Annotated in this window: 9 protein-coding genes; 6 read left to right on the forward strand and 3 right to left on the reverse strand. The window is 73.3% G+C overall.

Annotated elements, in window-relative coordinates; genetic code table 11:
• Window positions 1-29 precede the first annotated feature (29 nt).
• The 6 genes from AC07FV_RS08785 to AC07FV_RS08810 all read left to right on the forward strand — a co-directional run bounded on the left by AC07FV_RS08785 (window position 30) and on the right by AC07FV_RS08810 (window position 16,746).
• Window positions 30-869, forward strand: coding sequence for an ABC transporter ATP-binding protein (locus AC07FV_RS08785; protein WP_479085680.1), 840 nt, complete (start codon window positions 30-32; stop codon window positions 867-869).
• Window positions 870-981: 112 nt separating this feature from the next.
• The gene (locus tag AC07FV_RS08790; RefSeq protein WP_479085681.1) at window positions 982-2,046 is read left to right on the forward strand and encodes an iron-siderophore ABC transporter substrate-binding protein; all 1,065 of its coding nucleotides are present in this window, start codon (window positions 982-984) and stop codon (window positions 2,044-2,046) included.
• Between the two features lie 2 nt (window positions 2,047-2,048).
• Window positions 2,049-3,887: an ABC transporter ATP-binding protein gene (locus tag AC07FV_RS08795; RefSeq protein WP_479085683.1), complete on the forward strand. Its 1,839-nt coding sequence runs from the start codon at window positions 2,049-2,051 to the stop codon at window positions 3,885-3,887.
• Window positions 3,888-3,905: 18 nt separating this feature from the next.
• Window positions 3,906-14,825, forward strand: coding sequence for a non-ribosomal peptide synthetase (locus AC07FV_RS08800; RefSeq protein ID WP_479085684.1), 10,920 nt, complete (start codon window positions 3,906-3,908; stop codon window positions 14,823-14,825).
• Window positions 14,812-16,512: an ABC transporter transmembrane domain-containing protein gene (locus AC07FV_RS08805; protein ID WP_479085685.1), complete on the forward strand. Its 1,701-nt coding sequence runs from the start codon at window positions 14,812-14,814 to the stop codon at window positions 16,510-16,512. The genes AC07FV_RS08800 and AC07FV_RS08805 overlap by 14 nt, the downstream gene beginning before the upstream one ends.
• A gap of 156 nt (window positions 16,513-16,668) precedes the next feature.
• The gene (locus AC07FV_RS08810) at window positions 16,669-16,746 is read left to right on the forward strand and encodes a 50S ribosomal protein bL37 (RefSeq protein ID WP_372486533.1); all 78 of its coding nucleotides are present in this window, start codon (window positions 16,669-16,671) and stop codon (window positions 16,744-16,746) included.
• 76 nt (window positions 16,747-16,822) lie between these two features.
• On the opposite strand, the gene AC07FV_RS08815 is transcribed toward AC07FV_RS08810, so the two are convergent.
• The 3 genes from AC07FV_RS08815 to AC07FV_RS08825 all read right to left on the reverse strand — a co-directional run bounded on the left by AC07FV_RS08815 (window position 16,823) and on the right by AC07FV_RS08825 (window position 19,055).
• Window positions 16,823-17,230 (reverse strand): thiol-disulfide oxidoreductase DCC family protein, encoded by a 408-nt coding sequence (locus AC07FV_RS08815; RefSeq protein WP_479085687.1) that lies wholly within the window; start codon window positions 17,228-17,230, stop codon window positions 16,823-16,825.
• Window positions 17,231-17,262: 32 nt separating this feature from the next.
• On the reverse strand, window positions 17,263-17,808 hold the full coding sequence (locus tag AC07FV_RS08820) for a DUF6328 family protein (protein ID WP_479085689.1): 546 nt from the start codon (window positions 17,806-17,808) through the stop codon (window positions 17,263-17,265).
• A 158-nt stretch (window positions 17,809-17,966) separates the two neighbouring features.
• A complete protein-coding gene (locus AC07FV_RS08825; protein WP_479085691.1) occupies window positions 17,967-19,055 on the reverse strand; it encodes an alpha/beta hydrolase-fold protein in 1,089 nt (362 codons plus the stop codon).
• Between the last annotated feature and the right edge of the window lie 55 nt (window positions 19,056-19,110).

Genomic DNA, 19,110 nt, shown 5'->3' on the forward strand with positions numbered 1-19,110 from the left:
AAGTAAGGCAAGCCTAAAGAGGGGGCCTTGTGGTCGTACAGTCCATCGCCGGCGTGAAGTCCGGGGTCGACGACGTCTCACGGCTGACAGCCAGGGGCGTCACGGTCGGGTACGGCAGCCGGACCGTCATCGACGGGCTCGACGTCGAGATCCCGTCCGGGGTGATCACCACGATCATCGGCCCCAACGGCTGCGGGAAGTCGACGCTCCTGCGCACCCTGTCGCGGCTGCTGAAGCCGACGAGGGGGGCGGTCGTGCTGGACGGCGAGGACATCGCCACCCTCCGCACCAGGGACGTGGCCAAGAAGCTCGGTCTGCTGCCGCAGGCGCCCGTCGCGCCGGACGGACTGACGGTGTCCGACCTCGTCGCCCGGGGCCGGCACCCCCACCAGAGCTGGCTGCGGCAGTGGTCGTCGGACGACGCCGCCGTGGTCGAGAGCGCGTTGGCGATGACGGGGGTCTCCGACCTCGCCGACCGCCCCGTGGACTCGCTGTCGGGCGGCCAGCGCCAGCGCGTGTGGATCTCGATGACCCTGGCGCAGGGCACCGACCTGCTGCTCCTGGACGAGCCGACCACCTACCTGGACCTGGCGCACGCCATCGACGTGCTCGACCTGGTGGACGACCTGCACGAGTCGGGGCGCACCGTCGTCATGGTGCTGCACGACCTCAACCTCGCCACCCGCTACAGCGACCACCTCGTCGTGATGCGCGAGGGCGCGATCCTGGCGCAGGGACACCCGCGGGACGTCGTCACCGCCGAGCTGCTGGGCGAGGCCTTCGGGCTGCGGGCCCGGGTGATCGACGATCCCGTGGGCGACCGGCCGCTGATCGTGCCGATCGGACGCACGCACAGTGAACTCGGCTGAGAGACAACGGAGTTGTAGAAAGTGAGGGTAGGCTAACCTCACTCCGGCGCGATAAGGTTTGCTGCCCTTAGACGGGGGCGCAGTGGACAGCGCGACAGCAAGGGATCTGCGGATGCTCCTCCTTAGAACGACGCGTACGAAGCCCCGGCGGCGATGGGCGGCCGCACTGTCCGCCACCGCCCTCGGCGTCGGGCTCCTCGCGGGCTGCGGCTCCGACTCCGACGACTCGAACGGCCAGGCCGACAACGCGGGCGGCGACACCTCGGCCGCCGCCGGCGCCTTCCCGGTCTCCGTGGAGCACGCGTTCGGCACGACGAAGGTCACCGAGGCTCCCGAGCGGGTCGTCACCGTGGGCTACACGGACGACCAGACCGTCCTGGCCTTCGGCATCAAGCCGGTCGGCATGGTCGACCAGTACCCGAACCCGGCGGGCCGGAGCCCCGACATCAACACCCAGTGGCCCTGGGTGAAGGAGCAGTGGGGCGACACCACGCCCGAGGTCATCATGAAGAACGGCGACTCCGGTCCCAACTTCGAGAAGATCGCCGCCCTGCGCCCCGACCTGATCATCGCGGTCTACTCCGAGATCGACCAGGCCGCCTACGACAAGCTCTCGAAGATCGCCCCGACGGTGGGCCGCACCAAGGCCGAGAAGGAGCCCTTCAGCGCTCCGTGGCAGGACAACGCGCTGCACATCGCCAAGGCGCTCGGCAAGGCCGAGGAGGGCGAGAAGCGGGTGGCCGACATCCAGGGCAAGCTCGACACGGCCAAGAAGGACCACCCCGACTTCGCCGGCCAGACCGCCGTGGTGCTCTCCTGGTACGAGGACTCGGTGGCCCCCTTCACCTCCACCGACGTCCGCGGACGGCTCGTCTCGGGCATCGGCTACGGGTACCAGACGGAGATCGACAAGGTCGCGGACGGCAACTTCTACACGAAGCTCTCCCCCGAACGCGTCGACCTGGTCGACGTCGACCGCGTCTTCGTCATCAACGACAAGGCCGACCAGGACGCGCTGAAGAGGTTCGAGCTCTTCACCAACCTGGACGCCGTCAAGAACGGCAAGGTGTCGTACCTGCTCGACAGCGAGGGCCCGGCCGTCGGCGCGGCCATCTCCCAGGGGACGCTGCTGTCGATGCCGTACGCCATCGACGAACTCGTCAAGTCGGCCGGGTAGGTGTGACCGGCACGGACACGCGCGTCGCCCCGGCGGCCCTGCGTACGGCGACCGGACGCGAGGCCGGCCGATGGGTCGCGGCCCACTGCCGGGAGGTGCCCTGGCTGACGCTCACCACCGTCCTCACGACGGTGGCCGGAGCGGCGCTCCAGGTACTCCCGGTGCTGCTGCTCGGCCGGGTGGTCGACGCGGTGGTCGAGGGCGGGTCCCAGTCGGTCCTGGTCACGATCGGGGCCCTGATGGTGGCCGCGGCGCTGCTCGGCGCGGCGGCCACCGCGGCGTCGACCTACCTGATCGGACGGCTGGGCGCCGACCTGCTCGCCCGGCTGAGGGAGGGCGCCGTCCGGGCGGTGCTCGGGATGCCCAGTACCCGCATCGAGCAGGTCGGCCGCGGGGACGTGCTGTCCCGGGTCGGTGACGACGTCGCCGTGATCTCCAAGGGCATCAGGACGGCGGTCCCCACCGTCTTCTCGGCGGGGGTCCTGGTGGTCATCGCCACGGCCGGCATGTTCGGCCTGGACTGGCGCCTGGGCCTGGCGGGTGCCGGCGCGCTGCCCGCGTACGCGCTGGCCCTGCGCTGGTACCTGCCCCGGTCCGCCCCGCTCTACCGCAGGCAGCGGGTGGCCCAGGCCGACCGGGCGCAGGCCCTGATCAGCGGACTTAACGGCATCGAGACGGTACGGGCGTACCGGCTCGAAGGCGCCTTCCGGGAGAAGGTCACCGCCGAGTCGTGGCGGGTGCGCAACCTGGGCATCGAGGTGTTCCGGTTCTTCGGCCGCTTCGTTGGCCGGGAGAACCGCGCCGAGTTCATCGGCCTGACCCTGATCCTCGTGGTGGGGTACGCCCTCCTGGAGGCCGGTGCCGCGACCCTGGGCGAGGTGTCGGCCGCCCCGCTGCTCTTCCACCGGCTCTTCACCCCGCTGGGCGCCATCATGTTCACCTTCGACGAGGCGCAGAAGTCCGGCGCGAGCCTGACCCGGCTGGTGGGCGTGCTCGGGGAGGACGGCGAGGACCGGCTGGTGGGCGACGCGTCCGTCGCACGGGCCGGCGTCGCCCCCCGTCCCGTGACGGTCACGGGACTGACCTTCTGCTACCCCGGCAGCGAGGAGCCGGTGCTCAGGGACGTCGACCTCACCATCCCGGCGGGAGGCTCGCTCGCCCTCGTGGGGGCGACGGGCGCCGGCAAGTCGACCCTGGCGGCGCTGATCGCGGGCGTCGGGACCCCCCGGTCCGGGTCGGTGCGCATCGGGCCGACCGACCTCGCGGGCCTGGACGGGGCCGGGGCGCGGGCCCTGGTGAGCATCCTGACCCAGGAGACGCACGTGTTCTCCGGTCCGCTCGCCGACGACCTGCGGCTGGCCGCGCCCGAGGCGACCGACGCCGAACTCATGGACGCCCTGCGCACGGTCGGCGCGGACGGATGGGTCGGCGCGCTGCCCGGGGGAGTGGACACCCCGGTCGGTGAGGGCGGCGAGCGCCTCGACGTCACCCAGGTCGCCCAGGTCGCCCTGGCCCGGCTGGTGCTGAGCCGGTCCCCGGTGGTGGTGCTGGACGAGTCGACCGCGGAGGCGGGCAGCGAGGGCGCCGCCGAGCTGGAACGGGCCGTGCTGGCGGCCTGTGCCGGCCGGACCACGCTGTTCGTGGCGCACCGGCTGACCCAGGCGATGGCGGCGGACCGGATCGCCGTGCTCGACGCGGGGCGCGTCGTGGAGCAGGGAACGCACCAGGAACTGGTCGCGCTGGGCGGCCGCTACGCACGGCTGTGGCGAGCCTGGCGAGAAGGAAGTCAGCAAGCGAAGCCTGAACTCCGTCGGTCTGCTGGTCCGCCGTCATTCCTTTGAAGGGGCGTTGAGTCTTCGATGATGGAACCGAGCGCTCGTCTCGTACGGCTTTCTCCCACGCACCTGCACGACATACGCCGGCGCACCGGCGACTTCCCCGACCGGACGATCGCGCGGGCGTGCGCCATCGGGCTCTCGTACTGGGCGACGGGCCGCAGCCCCGACGGCCTCGACCTCACCCCCGCCACCCTCTTCGCCGACGTGCTCGGCTGGGCCGACAACGGCGGCGGCGGACAGGGCGGTCCGCACGCCGGGGAGGACGAACGGAGCGTGCCGCTGCCGCCCGGCGTCGCGGCGGACGACGCGCGTCTCGCACTGGACGACCTCGCCGACTTCCCGGACCGGCCCCTGGGGACCATCGGCCCGTCCACCCCGGCGGAGCGGCGCCGGCGACTGGCCGAGTGGAACGACACCCGGGCCGACCGGGACCGCCCGACCCTCGTGGAGATGTTCCTGGAGCAGGCACGGGCCAGGCCCGACGCCGTCGCCGTGGTCGACGAGCGCCGGACCCTGACCTACCGCGAGGTCGCCGAACGGTCCGGCCAGTTGGCCCACCACCTGCTCGAACGCGGGCTCACCGCCGAACAGGTCGTCGGCATCTCCCTGGAACGCTCCGCCGACATGGTGATCGGGCTCCTCGGCGTGCTCCGGGCCGGCTGCGCCTTCGTGCCCCTCGACCCGCACTGGCCGGCCGCCCGCCGCGCCGTCGTCGTCGAGGACGCCCGGGTCGTGCTCCAGCTCAACGGCTCCGGCGAGCACCCGGCGGGGGAACCGGAGGCCGTGGCCGTCGACCTCGGTGCCTGGCGGTTCGGTTCCCGGCCGGCCGACGCGGTGGAAGTCGCCGTCCCCGGCGACGCCCTGGCCTACGTGATCTTCACCTCGGGCTCGACCGGACGCCCCAAGGGCGCGATGATCCGGCACGAGGCGATCAGCGAGCGGCTGCTGTGGCAGGTGAACGAGATCCTGGGGTTCGGCCACGACGACGCATCGCTGTTCAAGGCGCCGCTGTCCTTCGACATCTCCGTCAACGAGGTCTTCCTGCCGCTGGTGTCCGGCGCCCGGCTGGTGGTCCTGCGCCCCGGGGGCGAACGCGACCCGCACCACCTGCTGAGCGTGATCGCCGGGCAGCGCGTCACCTTCACGTACCTGGTGTCGTCCATGCTGGACGTGCTGCTGGAGATCGCCGGCGACTCCGGGCGCCTCGACAGCCTGCGGCACGTCTGGTGCGGCGGCGAGGTGCTGACACCCGAGCTGTACGAACGCTTCCGAAGCCGGCTCGACATCCCCATGTACCACGGCTACGGCCCCGCCGAGACGACCATCGGCGTCTCGCACGTGATCTACCGGGGCGCCGCCGAACGCCTGTCCACGTCCATCGGCAAGGCCAACCCCAACACCCAGCTGTACGTCCTGGACGACGAACTGCGCCCGGTCCCGGTCGGCGTCGGCGGCGAACTCTACGTCGGCGGCTTCCTCCTGGGACGCGGGTACGTGAACGAACCCGGCCTGACGGCGTCCCGGTTCGTGGCGAACCCCTTCGCCGACGACGGGTCCCGGCTGTACCGGACCGGCGACCTCGCCCGCTTCGCCCCCGACGGCTCGCTGGACTTCCTCGGCCGGGCCGACAACCAGGTCAAGATCCGCGGCATGCGGCTGGAGATCGAGGACGTCGAGGTGGGCCTCGCCGAGCACCCCGGGGTGCGGCACACCTGCGTCGTCGCGAAGAAGAACAGCGCGGGCGGCACCTATCTGGTGGGGTACGTCATCCCGGCCGCGGGGCACGAGGACCTGCGGGCGGCCGACGTCAGGGCCTGGGCCGGCGCGCACCTGGTGGAGTACATGGTGCCCGCCCACATCGTCGTGATGACGGAGTTCCCGCTCACCGCGAACGGCAAGCTGGACCGCCACGCGCTGCCCAAGCCCACGCTCGCGACGGCTGCCGTCGTCCCGCCCGCCACCGACGAGGAACGCGCGGTGTGCACGGCGGTCGCCACCCTGCTCCGGCTGGAGGCGGTCGGGGTCGACCAGGACTTCTTCCAGCTCGGCGGCGACAGCATCCTCGCGATCTCGCTGCTGAGCGCCCTGCGCGACGCGGGGCTGCACGTCACGGCAGGGCAGATCTTCACCCACAGCACCGTGGGCGCGCTGGCGGCGGTGGCGACCCGCGAGGACACGGCCTTCGTGGACCACCACGACGTCGCCACCGGCTCCGTCACCGGATCACCCGTCGTGCAGTGGCTCGGCGAGACCACGGACGCGATCGACGGCTTCGTGCAGTCGGTGGTGCTGAACACCCCCACGACGCTGACCCCCGCCGCTCTCGACGAGATCCTCGCCGCGCTGGTCGACCACCACGCCATGCTCCGCGCCGAACTGGTGCGCGGGGAGCGCTGGAGCTTCGTGGTCCCGGAGGCGGCCCGGCCGGTCGTACGGTGGCAGGAGAGCGACCTGTCCCTCGACGCGTGCGTCGCGCTCGCCACCGGCCGACTGGACCCGGAGCGCGGCGAGATGCTCCGGGCCGTCTGGCGGCGGGCGGCACGGCAACTGGTCGTGGTCGTCCACCACGTGGTGATCGACGGCGTCTCCTGGCGGGTCCTGAGGGAGGACCTGGCCACGGCCTGGCGGCAGCTCGCCTCGGGCACGCCGATCGAACTGCCCCCCGTCGGCACGTCGTTCCGGCGCTGGACACGGCTGCTGGAGCGTGCGGCCTTCGACGCGGACAGCGCCTGCTACCGGCGCCCTCTGCCCGGCGCGGACCTGCCCCTGGGCAGACGGCCCCTCGGCGAGGCGGACACCGTGGCACGGGAGCGGACCCGGACCGTGTCGGTCGGCCCCGAAGCCACGGCCGCCCTGCTGGGCGAGACCCCCGCGAAGTTCCACGCCGGGGTCAACGACGTGCTGCTGACCGCGCTGGCCGTCGCCCTCGCCCGCCGGCGCCGGGACCTCGGCCAGGACCAGACGTTCGCCCACGTCGAACTCGAAGGACACGGCCGCGAAGGGCGGTTCGTGGCACCCTCCGCGGGGTTCGAGCCGGAACTGTCGCGGACGGTCGGCTGGTTCACCACCCTCTTCCCGGTCACCGTGGACCCCGGCGCGGCCCCCGACCCCACGGCACCCGCCTACCTGGCCACCGCGCTCAAGGCGGTCAAGGAGGACCTCGCCCGGGTGCCGCACAACGGCGTCTCCTACGGCGCCCTGCGGTACCTCGCCCACGCCGAGTTCCAGGCGCCCGCGCCCCAGATCCTCTTCAACTACCTGGGCCGCTTCGAGGCGGGCGGCTCCGGAGACTGGGAACTCGCCGGAAGCACACACCAGTTGGGCGAGAAGCGCGACCCGCGGATGCGCCTGCCGCGTGCCCTGGAGTTCAACGCGATCGCCGAACGCACCGCCGACGGCGCCTACGAGCTGATGACCACCGTCTCCTGGCCCGAGGGCGTGTTCACCGACGAGGACATCGCGGTGCTCACCGCGTACTACGCGCAGGCCCTCACCGGACTGGCCGCGCTCGAACAGGGCGGTCACTCACCCAGCGACTTCCGCCCGCTGTCCCTCACCCAGGCCGACGTCGACGCCCTGGACGGGCCGGCGCTGCGGGACATCCTCCCGCTCACCCCGTTGCAGGAGGGCCTCTACTTCCACTCCGTCTACGACGACGACTCGGCCGGCAGCTACGTCGAGCAGCAACTGCTGACCCTGGACGGGGAGATCGACGCCGGCCGGCTCGCCGCCGCGGCCGGCCGGCTGCTCACCCTCCACCCGAACCTGGCCGCACGCTTCGTCCCCCTGGCCGACGGCCGGGTGGTCTCCGTACTGGACGGCGGTGCCGAAGCGCCCTTCACCACCCTGGACCGCCCCGGCATCACCGACGACGAGATCCGCGCGCTCGCCGAACGGGACCGCCGCGCCGGCTTCGACCTGGCCACCGGTCCGCTGATGCGCTACACCCTCGTCCGCGGAGGGCCCGGCAGGAACGTCCTGGTGCAGACCGTGCACCACATCATCGCCGACGGCTGGTCGGTGCCGCCGATGCTCCGCACGCTGCTCGCCGAGTACCACGCACCGGGGTCCGTGCACCCGCTCGGCGGCTTCCCCGCCTACGTCCGCCTGCTCGCCGGACGCGACGACGCCGCGAGCGAGCGCGTGTGGCGCACCCAGCTGGCCGGCCTCCCGGGCCCCTCGCTGGTCGCCGAGGGGCACACGCCGTCCGACCGGTTCGCCGACGTCGCCGTGGAGCCGGCGGACGACCTCGACGCCGCCGTCCGGTCGGCCGGCGTGCCGCTGAGCGTGGCCGTGCACAGCGCGTGGGCACTGACCCTGGGCACCCTCCTGCACGGCACGGACGTCGTGTTCGGGTCCACGGTGTCCGGACGCGACGCGGACGTGCCCGGCATCGAGGACATGGTGGGTCTGTTCATCAACACGATCCCCCTGCGCGCCCGGTGGACCGGCGACACCACGGCGCGCGAGCTGCTCGCCTCGGTGCGGGAGCACCAGAGCGCGGTCCTGCCGCACCAGCACGTCTCGCTGGCCGGCCTCACCCGCCTGACCGGCGCCGGCCCCCTCTTCGACACGCTGGTGGTCTTCGACGTCGCGGCCGACGTGGGCGAGCTGCGACGGCCGGGCGACACCCTGGTCGTCACCGGCATCACCAACGAGGGCGCCCCGCACTACCCGTTGACCCTGGTGGCGGAACGCACCCCGGACGGCCGCCCCCGCTTCAACCTGATCCACGACGGCGCCCTGCTGCCCCGCAAGGGCGCCGAGACGATCCTGCACACCTTCACCCGCGCCCTCACCGGCCTGCTCACCCGGCCCGACGCCCCGGTCGGCGAACTGGCGCCCCGGCCGTCCCGCACGCCCGAGCGGATCGCCCCCACGACCCTGGGCGCCCTCTTCGACACCGCCGCCCGGCGCGACCCCGCCGCCACCGCCGTCACCCACTGCGCCCTCGACGGCGGCACACGGTCCCTCACCTACGGAGACCTGGCCCGGGAGAAGAACGCACTCGCCTCGGTCCTGCGCGCGGCGGGGGTCGGGCCGGGCACGCGGGTCGCCGTGGCCGTCCCGCGCTCCGTCGAGCAGGTCGTCGCCCTGGTCGCCGTCGTCAGTGCGGGCGGCGCCTACGTACCGCTGGACCTCGCGTACCCCGACGAACGGCTGCGGTACGTCCTCACCGACGCCGCTCCGCAGGTCGTGCTCGTGGCCCCGGAACACCGCGACCGCTTCACCCGGCTGCTGTCCGCGGCCGGCCTGCCGACGGCCCGCCTCCTGGTGCAGGGCGAGGAGGCGCCACCGGCCGACGCGGGACCGCGGACGGGGCCCGCCGGCCACGACCCCGCCTACGTGATCTACACCTCCGGATCGACCGGCAGGCCCAAGGGTGTCGTCGTCCCCCACTCCAGCGTGGTGGCGCTGCTGGCGAACACCCGCGCGGACATGGGGTTCGGCCCGCACGACGTGTGGGTCCAGTTCCACTCCTTCTCCTTCGACTTCGCGGTCTGGGAGCTGTGGGGTGCCCTGGCGCACGGCGGTGAGCTGCTGGTCCCGGAGTACGGGCTCACGCGCTCCCCGGTCGACTTCCACCGGCTGGTCCGGGAACGCGGCGTGACCGTGCTCAACCAGACGCCGTCCGCGTTCCACCGGTTCGTCGAGGCCGACCGGCACTCCGGCGAGCCGCTGCCCGCACTGCGCCTGGTCGTCTTCGGCGGCGAGGCACTGGAGACCGCACGGCTGCGGGACTGGGTCCGGCGGCACGGCGTCCGCGCTCCCGAACTGGTCAACATGTACGGCATCACCGAGACCACCGTCCACGTCACCCACCGGGTGCTCACCGACGAGGACTTCGCCCCCGGCGCCGATGCCAGCCCGATCGGCGGTCCGCTGCCGGGACTGGTCACCTACCTGCTCGACGACCGGCTCCGGCCGGTACCGCCCGGGCGCGAGGGCGCCCTCTACGTCGCCGGCGACCAGGTGTCACTCGGCTACCTCGGCCGGCCGGCGCTCACGGCGGGCCGGTTCGTGGCGAACCCCTTCACGGGCGACGGCACCCGCATGTACCACACGGGCGACCTGGCGCGCCGCACCCTCGACGGCGAGCTGCTCTTCACGGGCCGGGCCGACGACCAGGTCCAGCTCAAGGGCTTCCGCATCGAACTCGGCGAGGTCGAGGCCGCGATCAGGGAACTCGACGGCGTCGTCGACGTGGCCGTGACCGTCGCGGACGGCGGCGACCACCTGATCGCGCACCTCGTGGGCGGGGCGCCCGCCGACCTCGCCGCCCTGCTGTCCGAGAAGCTCCCCGCGCACATGGTCCCGAGCCGGACGCTGCCCCTCGACGCGCTGCCGCTCACGGTCAACGGAAAACTGGACCGCAAGGCCCTCGCCGAGCGCGCCGCCCGGGAGGCCGGGGACGCGTCGACACCCGGACCGGGAGCGGCGCCCCGTCCCGCCGAGGCGGCCCTCGCCGGCCTGGTGGACCTCTACGCGGAGACGCTGCCCGGCGCCGCCGTGGACGCCGACACCGACTTCTTCCGCGCCGGCGGCGACAGCATCGTCGCCATCACCGTCATCAACCGGGCCAGGGCGCTCGGCCTGCCGATCACGCCGCGGGACGTGTTCCTGCTCAGGACGCCGCGCGCCCTCGCCGCCCACGTGTCGGCCGTCACGCCGCCCGCCGCCCCCGCCTCGTCCACCGGCCACGAGGACGGCCCGCTGCCCCCCACCCCGATCATCCTGCGCCAGCGGGACCTGGGCGGCTCACTCGCCCGTTTCGCCCAGGCCAGGACGGTGCGGGCCCCCGAGGGCACCGGCTTCGGCGACGCCGAGCGTGCCGCACGCGCCGTCGTGGCCGCGCACCCGGCCCTGCGGCTGCGGCTGCGCGTCGACCACGGGGTGTGGTCGCTGTGCACGGAGCCCGCCCGCGAGGTCACCGTCGCCCGCAGCGACGCCACCGACGCGACCGCGGTGGCCGACGACGCCGCCGGCCGGCTCGACGCCGAGGCGGGGCACGTCGTCGCGTTCTCCTGGCTGGACGCGACCCGGACCCTGGTCGTCACCGCACACCACCTCGCCGTCGACGCCGTCTCCTGGCTCATCCTGCTGGACGACCTGGCCACGGCCCTGCGCGGGGAGCCCCTGCCACCGCCGACGACGTCCTACACCGCGTACGCGCGGGCCCTCACCCACCGGGCCGCTCACGCCACCGACGATCTGGACCACTGGCTCACCACCCTCCGGGCCCCCGCGCTGCTCCCCGCCCCCGGTGGGGCGCGACGCGAGACCACGGTCGTGCTCGCCGCCGACACGAGCGACCGGGTGACGCGCACCGCGCCCGCCGCGCTCGGCGTCGGCCTCACCGAGCTGCTGTGCGGCGCCCTGCGCACCGCGCTGACACACGTCCAGGCGACGCCCACCGACCTCGCGATCGACCTGGAACGGCACGGCCGGGTACCGGCCCTCGACCACCACGACTACACCCGCACGGTCGGCTGGTTCACCGCCGTCGCACCGGTGCGGCTCACCGCGCACACCGACCCCGTCGCGGCCGCGCGCGAGCTGGCCGAGCGCCAACCGGACGAACCCGCGCACGTCGCCTACGGCCTGCTCAGATACCTCAACCCGCAGACCGCGCCGCTCCTCACCACCCGCCCGCAGGTGCTGTTCAACTACCTCGGGCGAGGCGGCGAGTCCCAGACGCCGCGCCTCACCGGCGGTGACCAGGGCAGCCCGTACGCCGTCGAGGTCAACGCCTGGACCGACGACGCCACCGGCGGCCTGCACGCGGTCTTCACCCTCGCCGACGGCGTACCCGACGAGATCGCCGCGCACTGGCGCCATGCACTCGAACGCGTCGCGGACGCCTCCGCGACGGCCGAGCGCACGGCGCCGGTCACCGCGCTCCAGCGGGGCCTGTTCTTCCAGGCGCAGCTGGCGGGGCCGGCCGGACACTACGTCGCGCAGAGCTGGTTCACCTTCGACCGGCGCCTGGACACCGGCGCGCTCTCCGAGGCGATGGCCCGCGTGATCGCACGACACCCGGCCGTGGGCGCCGGTTTCACCACGGGCGCGGACGGAAACCCCGTGCAGGTCCTCGCGGCGGGCCGGCGGGTCGGCGTCCGCACGGTCGCGGTGGCGACGGACGAGGAGGCCGAAGCCCTGCGAACCCGGGACCGGGCCACCGGGTTCGACCCGGGCGAGCCACCACTGATCCGGCTGACCGTGGTGCGCCTGCCCGGCGACCGCGACGCACTCCTGCTCAGCTACCACCTGCTGCTGTGGGACGGCTGGTCCCGGGAGATCGTCCTGCGGGACCTGTTCGACGCCTACGAGGCCGTCCTCGCCGGGGAGCCACCGGCCCCCCTCCCGACCGCGCCGGGCTTCGAGGAGCACGCCCGGGCGCTCGACGCCAAGGACACCGCGGCATCGGAACGGTTCTGGGCGGAACACCTGACCGGCCTGTCCGGCCCTACGCTGCTCGCCGGACCGGCGCCGGCCCTCTCCGACGACCTGCCGCGCGCGCTGGTGCACACCCTCTCCGCCGAAGCCTCCGCGCGGCTGCGGGAAGCGGCCAGGACGCACGGGGTCACCCTGAACTCGGTGCTCACCGGCGCGTTCGGCCTCCTCCTGGGCGCCCGCACCGGCCGCGAGGACGCCGTGTTCGGCGTGACCGTCTCCGGCCGGGAGGGCGCGGGACTCGCCGACATCGTCGGCGTACTGCTCAACACCGTGCCCCAGTGGACGCGGGCACGGCCCCGGGACACCGTCCGGGAGTACCTCACGGCCGTCCAGGCGGCCCGGGTCGAGGCGATGGAGCACGAGCACCTGGGACTCGGCGAGATCCAGCGGGCCGCCGGGCACGACACCTTGTTCGACAACCTGTTCGTCCTGCAGAACTTCCTGGACCTGGACGCCTTCGCCGCGATGAACGCCAGGCACGGCATCACCTCCGTGCGGGCCGACGACTCGACCCACTATCCGTTCACCTGGGTCGTCACGCCCGGCGAACGGCTCACCGTGAAGCTGGAGTACCGCGACGACGACACCCGGCAGGCCCGCCGCCTCCTCGACGACTACCTGCGCGTACTCGACGACCTGGCCGGCGCGACCGGACCGCTCGGCGCACTGCGCGGCCTCGGACCGGTGCCCGGACCCGCCGAGCGCACCGACGTCGGCACGGACACCGTCGTCGACCGGTTCGACCGGGCGGCGGACCGCGACCCGGAGCGGGTGGCACTCGTCGCACACGGTGCGACCATGACCTTCGCCGAGCTGCGGGACCGCAGCCGGACGGTGGCGGGCGTGCTCGCCGGGCGCGGCATCGGCCCGGAGACGACCGTGGGCCTGGCGATCCCACGCTCCCTCGACTCGATCGTGGCGCTGTTCGCCGTGCTGCGCACCGGTGCCGCGTACGTGCCGCTGGAGCTGGACCACCCGGACGAGCGGATCGCCGCCATCGTCGCCGACGCCCGCCCCGCCGTGACCCTCACCGTGAGCGCGGTGGCGCCCCGGCTGACCGGCGACCTGATCGAGCTGGACCGTCCGCTGCCGCCGGCCGAGCCGCTCGTGACGTTCGCGCCCGACGACCCGCTCCGGCTCCGGCACCCCGCGTACACGATCTACACCTCCGGATCGACCGGGAAGCCCAAGGGCGTGGTGACCGAGTACGCCGGACTCACCAACATGCTGGTCAACCACCGGCGCCGCATCTTCGAACCGGTCCTGGCCGAACACGGCCACCGGGTCTTCCGGGTCGCGCACACCGTGTCGTTCGCCTTCGACATGTCGTGGGAGGAACTGCTGTGGCTCGCCGACGGCCACGAGGTGCACATCTGCGACGAGGAACTCCGCCGGGACGCGCCCGCGCTGGTCGCGTACTGCCTCGCGCACGGCATCGACGTCGTCAACGTGACCCCGACCTACGCGCAGCAACTCCTGGGCGAGGGCCTGCTCGACGACCCGGACAGGCGGCCCGCGCTCGTGCTGCTGGGCGGCGAGGCCGTCACCCCGACGCTGTGGCGGCGGCTCGCCGAGACCGAGGGAACGGTCGGCTACAACCTGTACGGACCCACCGAGTACACCATCAACACCCTCGGCGTCGGCACCTTCGAGTGCCAGGACCCGGTGGTGGGGGTCGCGATCGACAACACGGACGTATACGTACTGGATCCCTGGCTGCGCCCGCTGCCGGACGGCGTCCCCGGTGAGCTGTACGTGTCGGGCATCGGCATCGCGCGGGGCTATCTCGGACAGCCGGCCCAGACCGCGCACCGCTTCGTCGCCTGCCCCTTCGGCGCGCCCGGCGACCGCATGTACCGCACCGGAGACCTCGTGGTCCGCCGCCGTGACGGCAACCTGACGTACCTCGGCCGCACCGACCAGCAGGTCAAGATCCGCGGGCACCGGGTCGAACTCGGGGAGGTGGAGGCCGTGTTCGCGGCGCACCCCGCGGTGCGGTTCGCCGCCGCGGTCGCCCAGCCCGACCCGCAGGTCGACGGCGCCCACCGGCTGGCCGCCTACCTGGTGCTGGACGGCGCGGACCTGGCCGAGGTGGCCGCCGAAGTGGGCGCCGCGCTGCCGGACTTCCTGCGCCCGACGCACTACGCCCGGGTCGACGCCGTCCCGTTGACGGTGAACGGCAAGGCCGACGTCAGGGCGCTGCCCGAGGCCAAGCCGCTCGGAGCCCTGACCACGGCGGGGGAGCGCGGCCCGGCGACCGGGACGGAGACCGCGGTGTGCGCGTTCTTCGCCGAGGCCCTGGACCTGGACGACGACGAGGTGAGCGCGGTGAGCGACTTCGTGTCCCTGGGGGGTCATTCCATGCTGGCGGTGCGGCTGGCCGGGCTGCTCCGCCGCGAGTACGGTCCAGTGATCACGATCCGTGATCTGTTCACCCTGCGAACCCCGGAAGCGATTGCCCGTCACCTCGATGAGAACTCCTGACACGCAGCGGACCCGCCCCGGGTCCGACATCCTGCGGACCGCGCTGCGCCGCAACATCGGCGCCATGACCTCGGGCACCGTCCTGATGGGGCTCTACCAGGCCGGTGAGACCGCCTTCCCCATCGCGCTCGGCCTCATCGTCGAACACACCATGCGGGACCGGAGCCCCGGCTCGCTCGGCCTGTCGATCGCCGCCCTGGCGGTGATCATCACGACCGTCTCGCTGTCGTGGCGGTTCGGGATGCGCATCCTGCAGAAGGCCAACACCACCGAGGCGCACCGCTGGCGGGTCCGCGTCGCGGAGTGCGGGCTCCAGCCGGTGGCCAGGGACGTGGACCTCAAGTCCGGCGAGGTGCTGACCATCGCCACCGAGGACGCCGACCAGACGGCCGACATCATCGAGGTGGTGCCGCTGCTGATCAGTTCGCTGGTCGCGGTGCTGATCGCGGCGCTGGCACTCGGCCTGGCCGACCTCCGGCTCGGGGTGCTGGTGATCGTGGGGACCGTGGCGATCCTGTCCGTCCTGAGCGTCATGTCCAGGCGGATCGGCTCCAGCACCCGCGAACAGCAGGCGCGGGTGGCACGGGCGGGTGCCAAGGTCGCCGACCTCATCATCGGGCTGCGGCCCCTGCACGGGTTCGGCGGCAACCACGCGGCGTTCCGGACCTACCGGAAGGTCAGCACGGAGGCGAAGCGGCAGGCGGTCACCGTCGCCAGGGTGAACGGAGCGTACGCGGGCACCGCACTGGCCCTCAACGCGGTGCTCGCCGCCGCGGTGACCCTGACGGCCGGGGTGCTGGCCTTCGAGGGGCGCATCACCATCGGGGAACTCGTCATGGCCGTCGGGCTCGCGCAGTTCATCATGGAACCGCTGCGGCTCTTCTCCGAGATGCCGAAGTACGTGATGATCGCCCGCGCCTCCGCCGAGCGGATGGCGCTCGTCCTGGCCGCGCCCCCGGCGACCACCCCGGGGTCGGGGCAGCCGGCCGCCGGTGGCGACCTGGAGGTCGACTGCGTACGCCACGGGGCCCTGCGGAAGGTGAAGTTCACGGTGTCCGCCGGCGAGTTCGTCGCGATCGCCGCCTACCAGCCGCGGGCGGCGGCCGACCTCGCCGCGGTCCTCGCCCTGAACGTCCCGCCCGAGGCGTACGAGGGTGCGGTACGGGTCGGCGGCCGGGACCTGGCGGACCTGTCGGTCGAGGCGGCCCGCGCGCTCATGCTGGTGAACCCGTACGACGGGGAGATCTTCGCGGGCACCCTGCGCTCGAACATCGACCCGTCGAACAGCAGCCGGACGGTCCCGGAGGCCGTCGAGGCGTCCATGCTGACCGACGTCGTCGCCCTGCATCCGGAAGGCCTGGACTACGCCGTCCGCGACCGCGGCGCCAACCTCTCCGGCGGACAGCGCCAACGGCTGTCCCTGGCCCGCGCCCTCGCCGCCGATACCGACGTCCTGGTCCTGCGCGACCCGACCACGGCCGTCGACGCGGTGACCGAGCAGCTCGTCGCGCGCAGGGTCGCGAAGCTGCGCCGGGGCCGCACCACCCTCGTGCTCACCAGCAGTCCGGCCCTCCTGGACGCCGCCGACCGGGTCCTCGTGCTGGACGACGGCGTCATCACCGCCGAGGACACGCACCGCAACCTGCTCGCCACCGACGAGGACTACTGCCAGGCGGTGGCGCGGTGAGTGCTCGCTCACCTGCCCCGGGCCCATGACGTGCGCCACCCGATTGCAGTCTTTCGGGGTGTTTGCGCCGACGCCCCTGGGAAAGGGGCTCTCTGACCACCGGTGGCGACATACCGGTGCACAGCGTAGGGAAACACGAGAAACAAGGAGGTTTCGATGTCCTCGAAGCGACGTCGCAAGAAGAAGGCCCGCCGCAAGAACGGCGCGAACCACGGCCGCCGTCCGCAGAGCTGAGACGGTCCTGACTCGGGTGGGCGGCCGACGCCGCCCACCCGAGCGCGTTCGCGGACGTGGACGCGCCCGACGGCTCCTACGCCTCCCGGGAGGCCCCCGCCCGACGTGCGTCCGCGTCGGGCAGCGCGCAGGCCGGAGTCCCGCCCGGCAGCCGTCGGCGGTTGGCCGCCACGAGCCGGTACACACCGGCGGCCGCCCAGCGGGCCGGCGCCAGGGCGAGCACCCCTCCGACCACGCTCCAGCCGCCGCCGGCGCTCAGCAGCAGCTTCGACACGGCCCGCGCGCCGCCGTGGACGGACCCGGTCGGTGTCACCCACAGCACCTCCCGCCGCGCACGCTCCTCGCTCACGCCGTACTCCGCCAGGTCGGACCGCTGCCAGGGGACGCTCTCGCAGCGCGGCCGCACCCTCCGCTCGATGACACGCACCGCGGTGGTGCAGAAGCCGCAGTCTCCGTCGAAGACGAGCACAGGCCGGGTCCGCATACGTCCCATGGTGCACCTTCCTCCGGCTCGGTTCACTTCCGGGCCGAGCGCCGGCGCAGCCAGAGGGGCAGGGCGTACCAGGACAGGACGAACCACAACATCACCAGCCCCGTGAGGACTTCGGCCAGCACGCCGGGCACGACGACGTGCAGGATGAGCAGGAGCGTGCAGCCGATCGTCAGCGCCATCAGCACCATGCCGCACATCATGAGGCGGTGCGCGATCTCCACCATCTCGTCCTTCATGCGCTGCCCGGACAGGAAGCGGTGGATGGAGACCGGTGCTATCAGCGAGGCCGTGGCCGACGCCCCGAGGACGACCGTGATGACGTAGACCACGTGGTCGAAGGTGTCGAGGGACCGGAAGAGGGGCGTGAAGGCGACGCTCAGCAGGAAACCGAAGAGGATCTGCACGCCCGTCTGCGCGACGCGCGTCTCCTGCATGATCTCGTTCCATCTTCGGTTGACGCGCTCGCGCGGCGTCTCCGGCGGTTCGAGTTCGTCGGCGGAGGCACGGCCGTCACATGCGTCGCATCGACCGGTCCGTGCCCCGTCGGTCGGTTCGGCGGTAGTGGTCATGTTCACCCTCCTGTGTCGGACCGTTCATCTGCCCGTTCGCGGCGGCGGCATGCACAGGAAGCGGGCAGGTCGGAGCGGGTGCCCGCGGGCCGTCGACCTCACGAGGGATTCCGGGCCGGCGTCCTGGGCGACGCCGGCCGGCACCGAGGCCGACGGGGCTAGGCGAGTGCCCAGCCGACGTCCCGGAGCAGGGCGTGGCGCCAGCCCGCCCGGTCGTGGTCCGACGCCGACCGCGAGACCCGCACGGTCGCGCCGGCCCGCTCGGTGAGGGACTCCACCAGGGCGCAGTGGGGGAGCATCCGGCGCTCGTGCTCTCCCACGTCGAACGCGATACGCAGCGCGGACAGGTCGGGCCGCTCCCGCAGACGTGCGGCGAGGACGCCGCCGACCGGGCCGGCCAGGGGGTCGGCCCGGTGCGCGGCGTCGGGCGTCCACCAGAACGAGGCCGACTGGCAGGCGACGCGGGACACCAGGCCGGGGAACGCCAGGGCCGCGTACAACGCGCTCAGTCCGCCGAGGCTCTGTCCCGCGACCACCATCCGGTCCATGTCGGCGCGCACGCCGCTCTCCGCCACCAGGGGCAGCAGTTCCTCCCCGACCGCCTCCCACAGCTGAGGCCGGCACCCGAACTCTGCCGCCCGGTCCCCGGCCGGCAGGAAGACGAGCGTGACCGGAGGCAGGTCGCCCGCCGCCACGGCCGACTCGAACGCCGTCATCGCCGGGTGCAGGTACAGCCAGTCGTCCCCGTCCAGCAACAGGACGAGCGGGCCGCCACCGCCCACCGGATGGACGCGCACGGTACGGCGCCCACCGAGCCGTCGACCGGCCCAGCGGATCCGGGTGCGGGGGAGGGGGAGCACCCCGGCGGCGTCCACGAGGGGCCAGTGCGGCTGGGCCGGTGCGTCCGGGGTGGCGGCGATGGACCGTTCGCCCCCCGCACCGGCCGGGTTCAGCGGGTCGGCGTACGCCGAGTCGCCGACGAGGAACTGGTACGTCACCCGCAGCCGTGCGGGCATCGCCACGTGCGCGTACCAGCAGTCCGTGTCGCCCCACCGCCGCAGGGGGACCGGCGCCGACCAGCTCTCGAAGCCGACGGTCGCCGCTTCGTGCCCGCGCCGCAGGAAGAGGGTGACCCAGCCGTCGCCGTCGGGCCGGGAGACCGGTGCCCGCGCCGTCGCCCAGAACGCGTCGGTGCCGGGCACGCCGGACAGTCCGAACACCGCGAAGTCGTCCCCCACCGGGCTCATGAACGTCTCCTTGTGGAGCGGAAAGCGGGAAGGCTAAGCTCAACTCCGCTTAGGC

Source organism: Streptomyces sp. NPDC045956, from assembly GCF_056430705.1.

Coding starts and splice junctions, on each gene's coding strand:
- AC07FV_RS08815 (WP_479085687.1), bottom strand. CDS start 17,230: ATGCGGACCCGGCCTGTGCTCGTCTTCGACGGAGACTGCGGCTTCTGC.
- AC07FV_RS08805 (WP_479085685.1), top strand. CDS start 14,812: ATGAGAACTCCTGACACGCAGCGGACCCGCCCCGGGTCCGACATCCTG.
- AC07FV_RS08820 (WP_479085689.1), bottom strand. CDS start 17,808: ATGACCACTACCGCCGAACCGACCGACGGGGCACGGACCGGTCGATGC.
- AC07FV_RS08825 (WP_479085691.1), bottom strand. CDS start 19,055: ATGAGCCCGGTGGGGGACGACTTCGCGGTGTTCGGACTGTCCGGCGTG.
- AC07FV_RS08800 (WP_479085684.1), top strand. CDS start 3,906: ATGATGGAACCGAGCGCTCGTCTCGTACGGCTTTCTCCCACGCACCTG.
- AC07FV_RS08810 (WP_372486533.1), top strand. CDS start 16,669: ATGTCCTCGAAGCGACGTCGCAAGAAGAAGGCCCGCCGCAAGAACGGC.
- AC07FV_RS08790 (WP_479085681.1), top strand. CDS start 982: ATGCTCCTCCTTAGAACGACGCGTACGAAGCCCCGGCGGCGATGGGCG.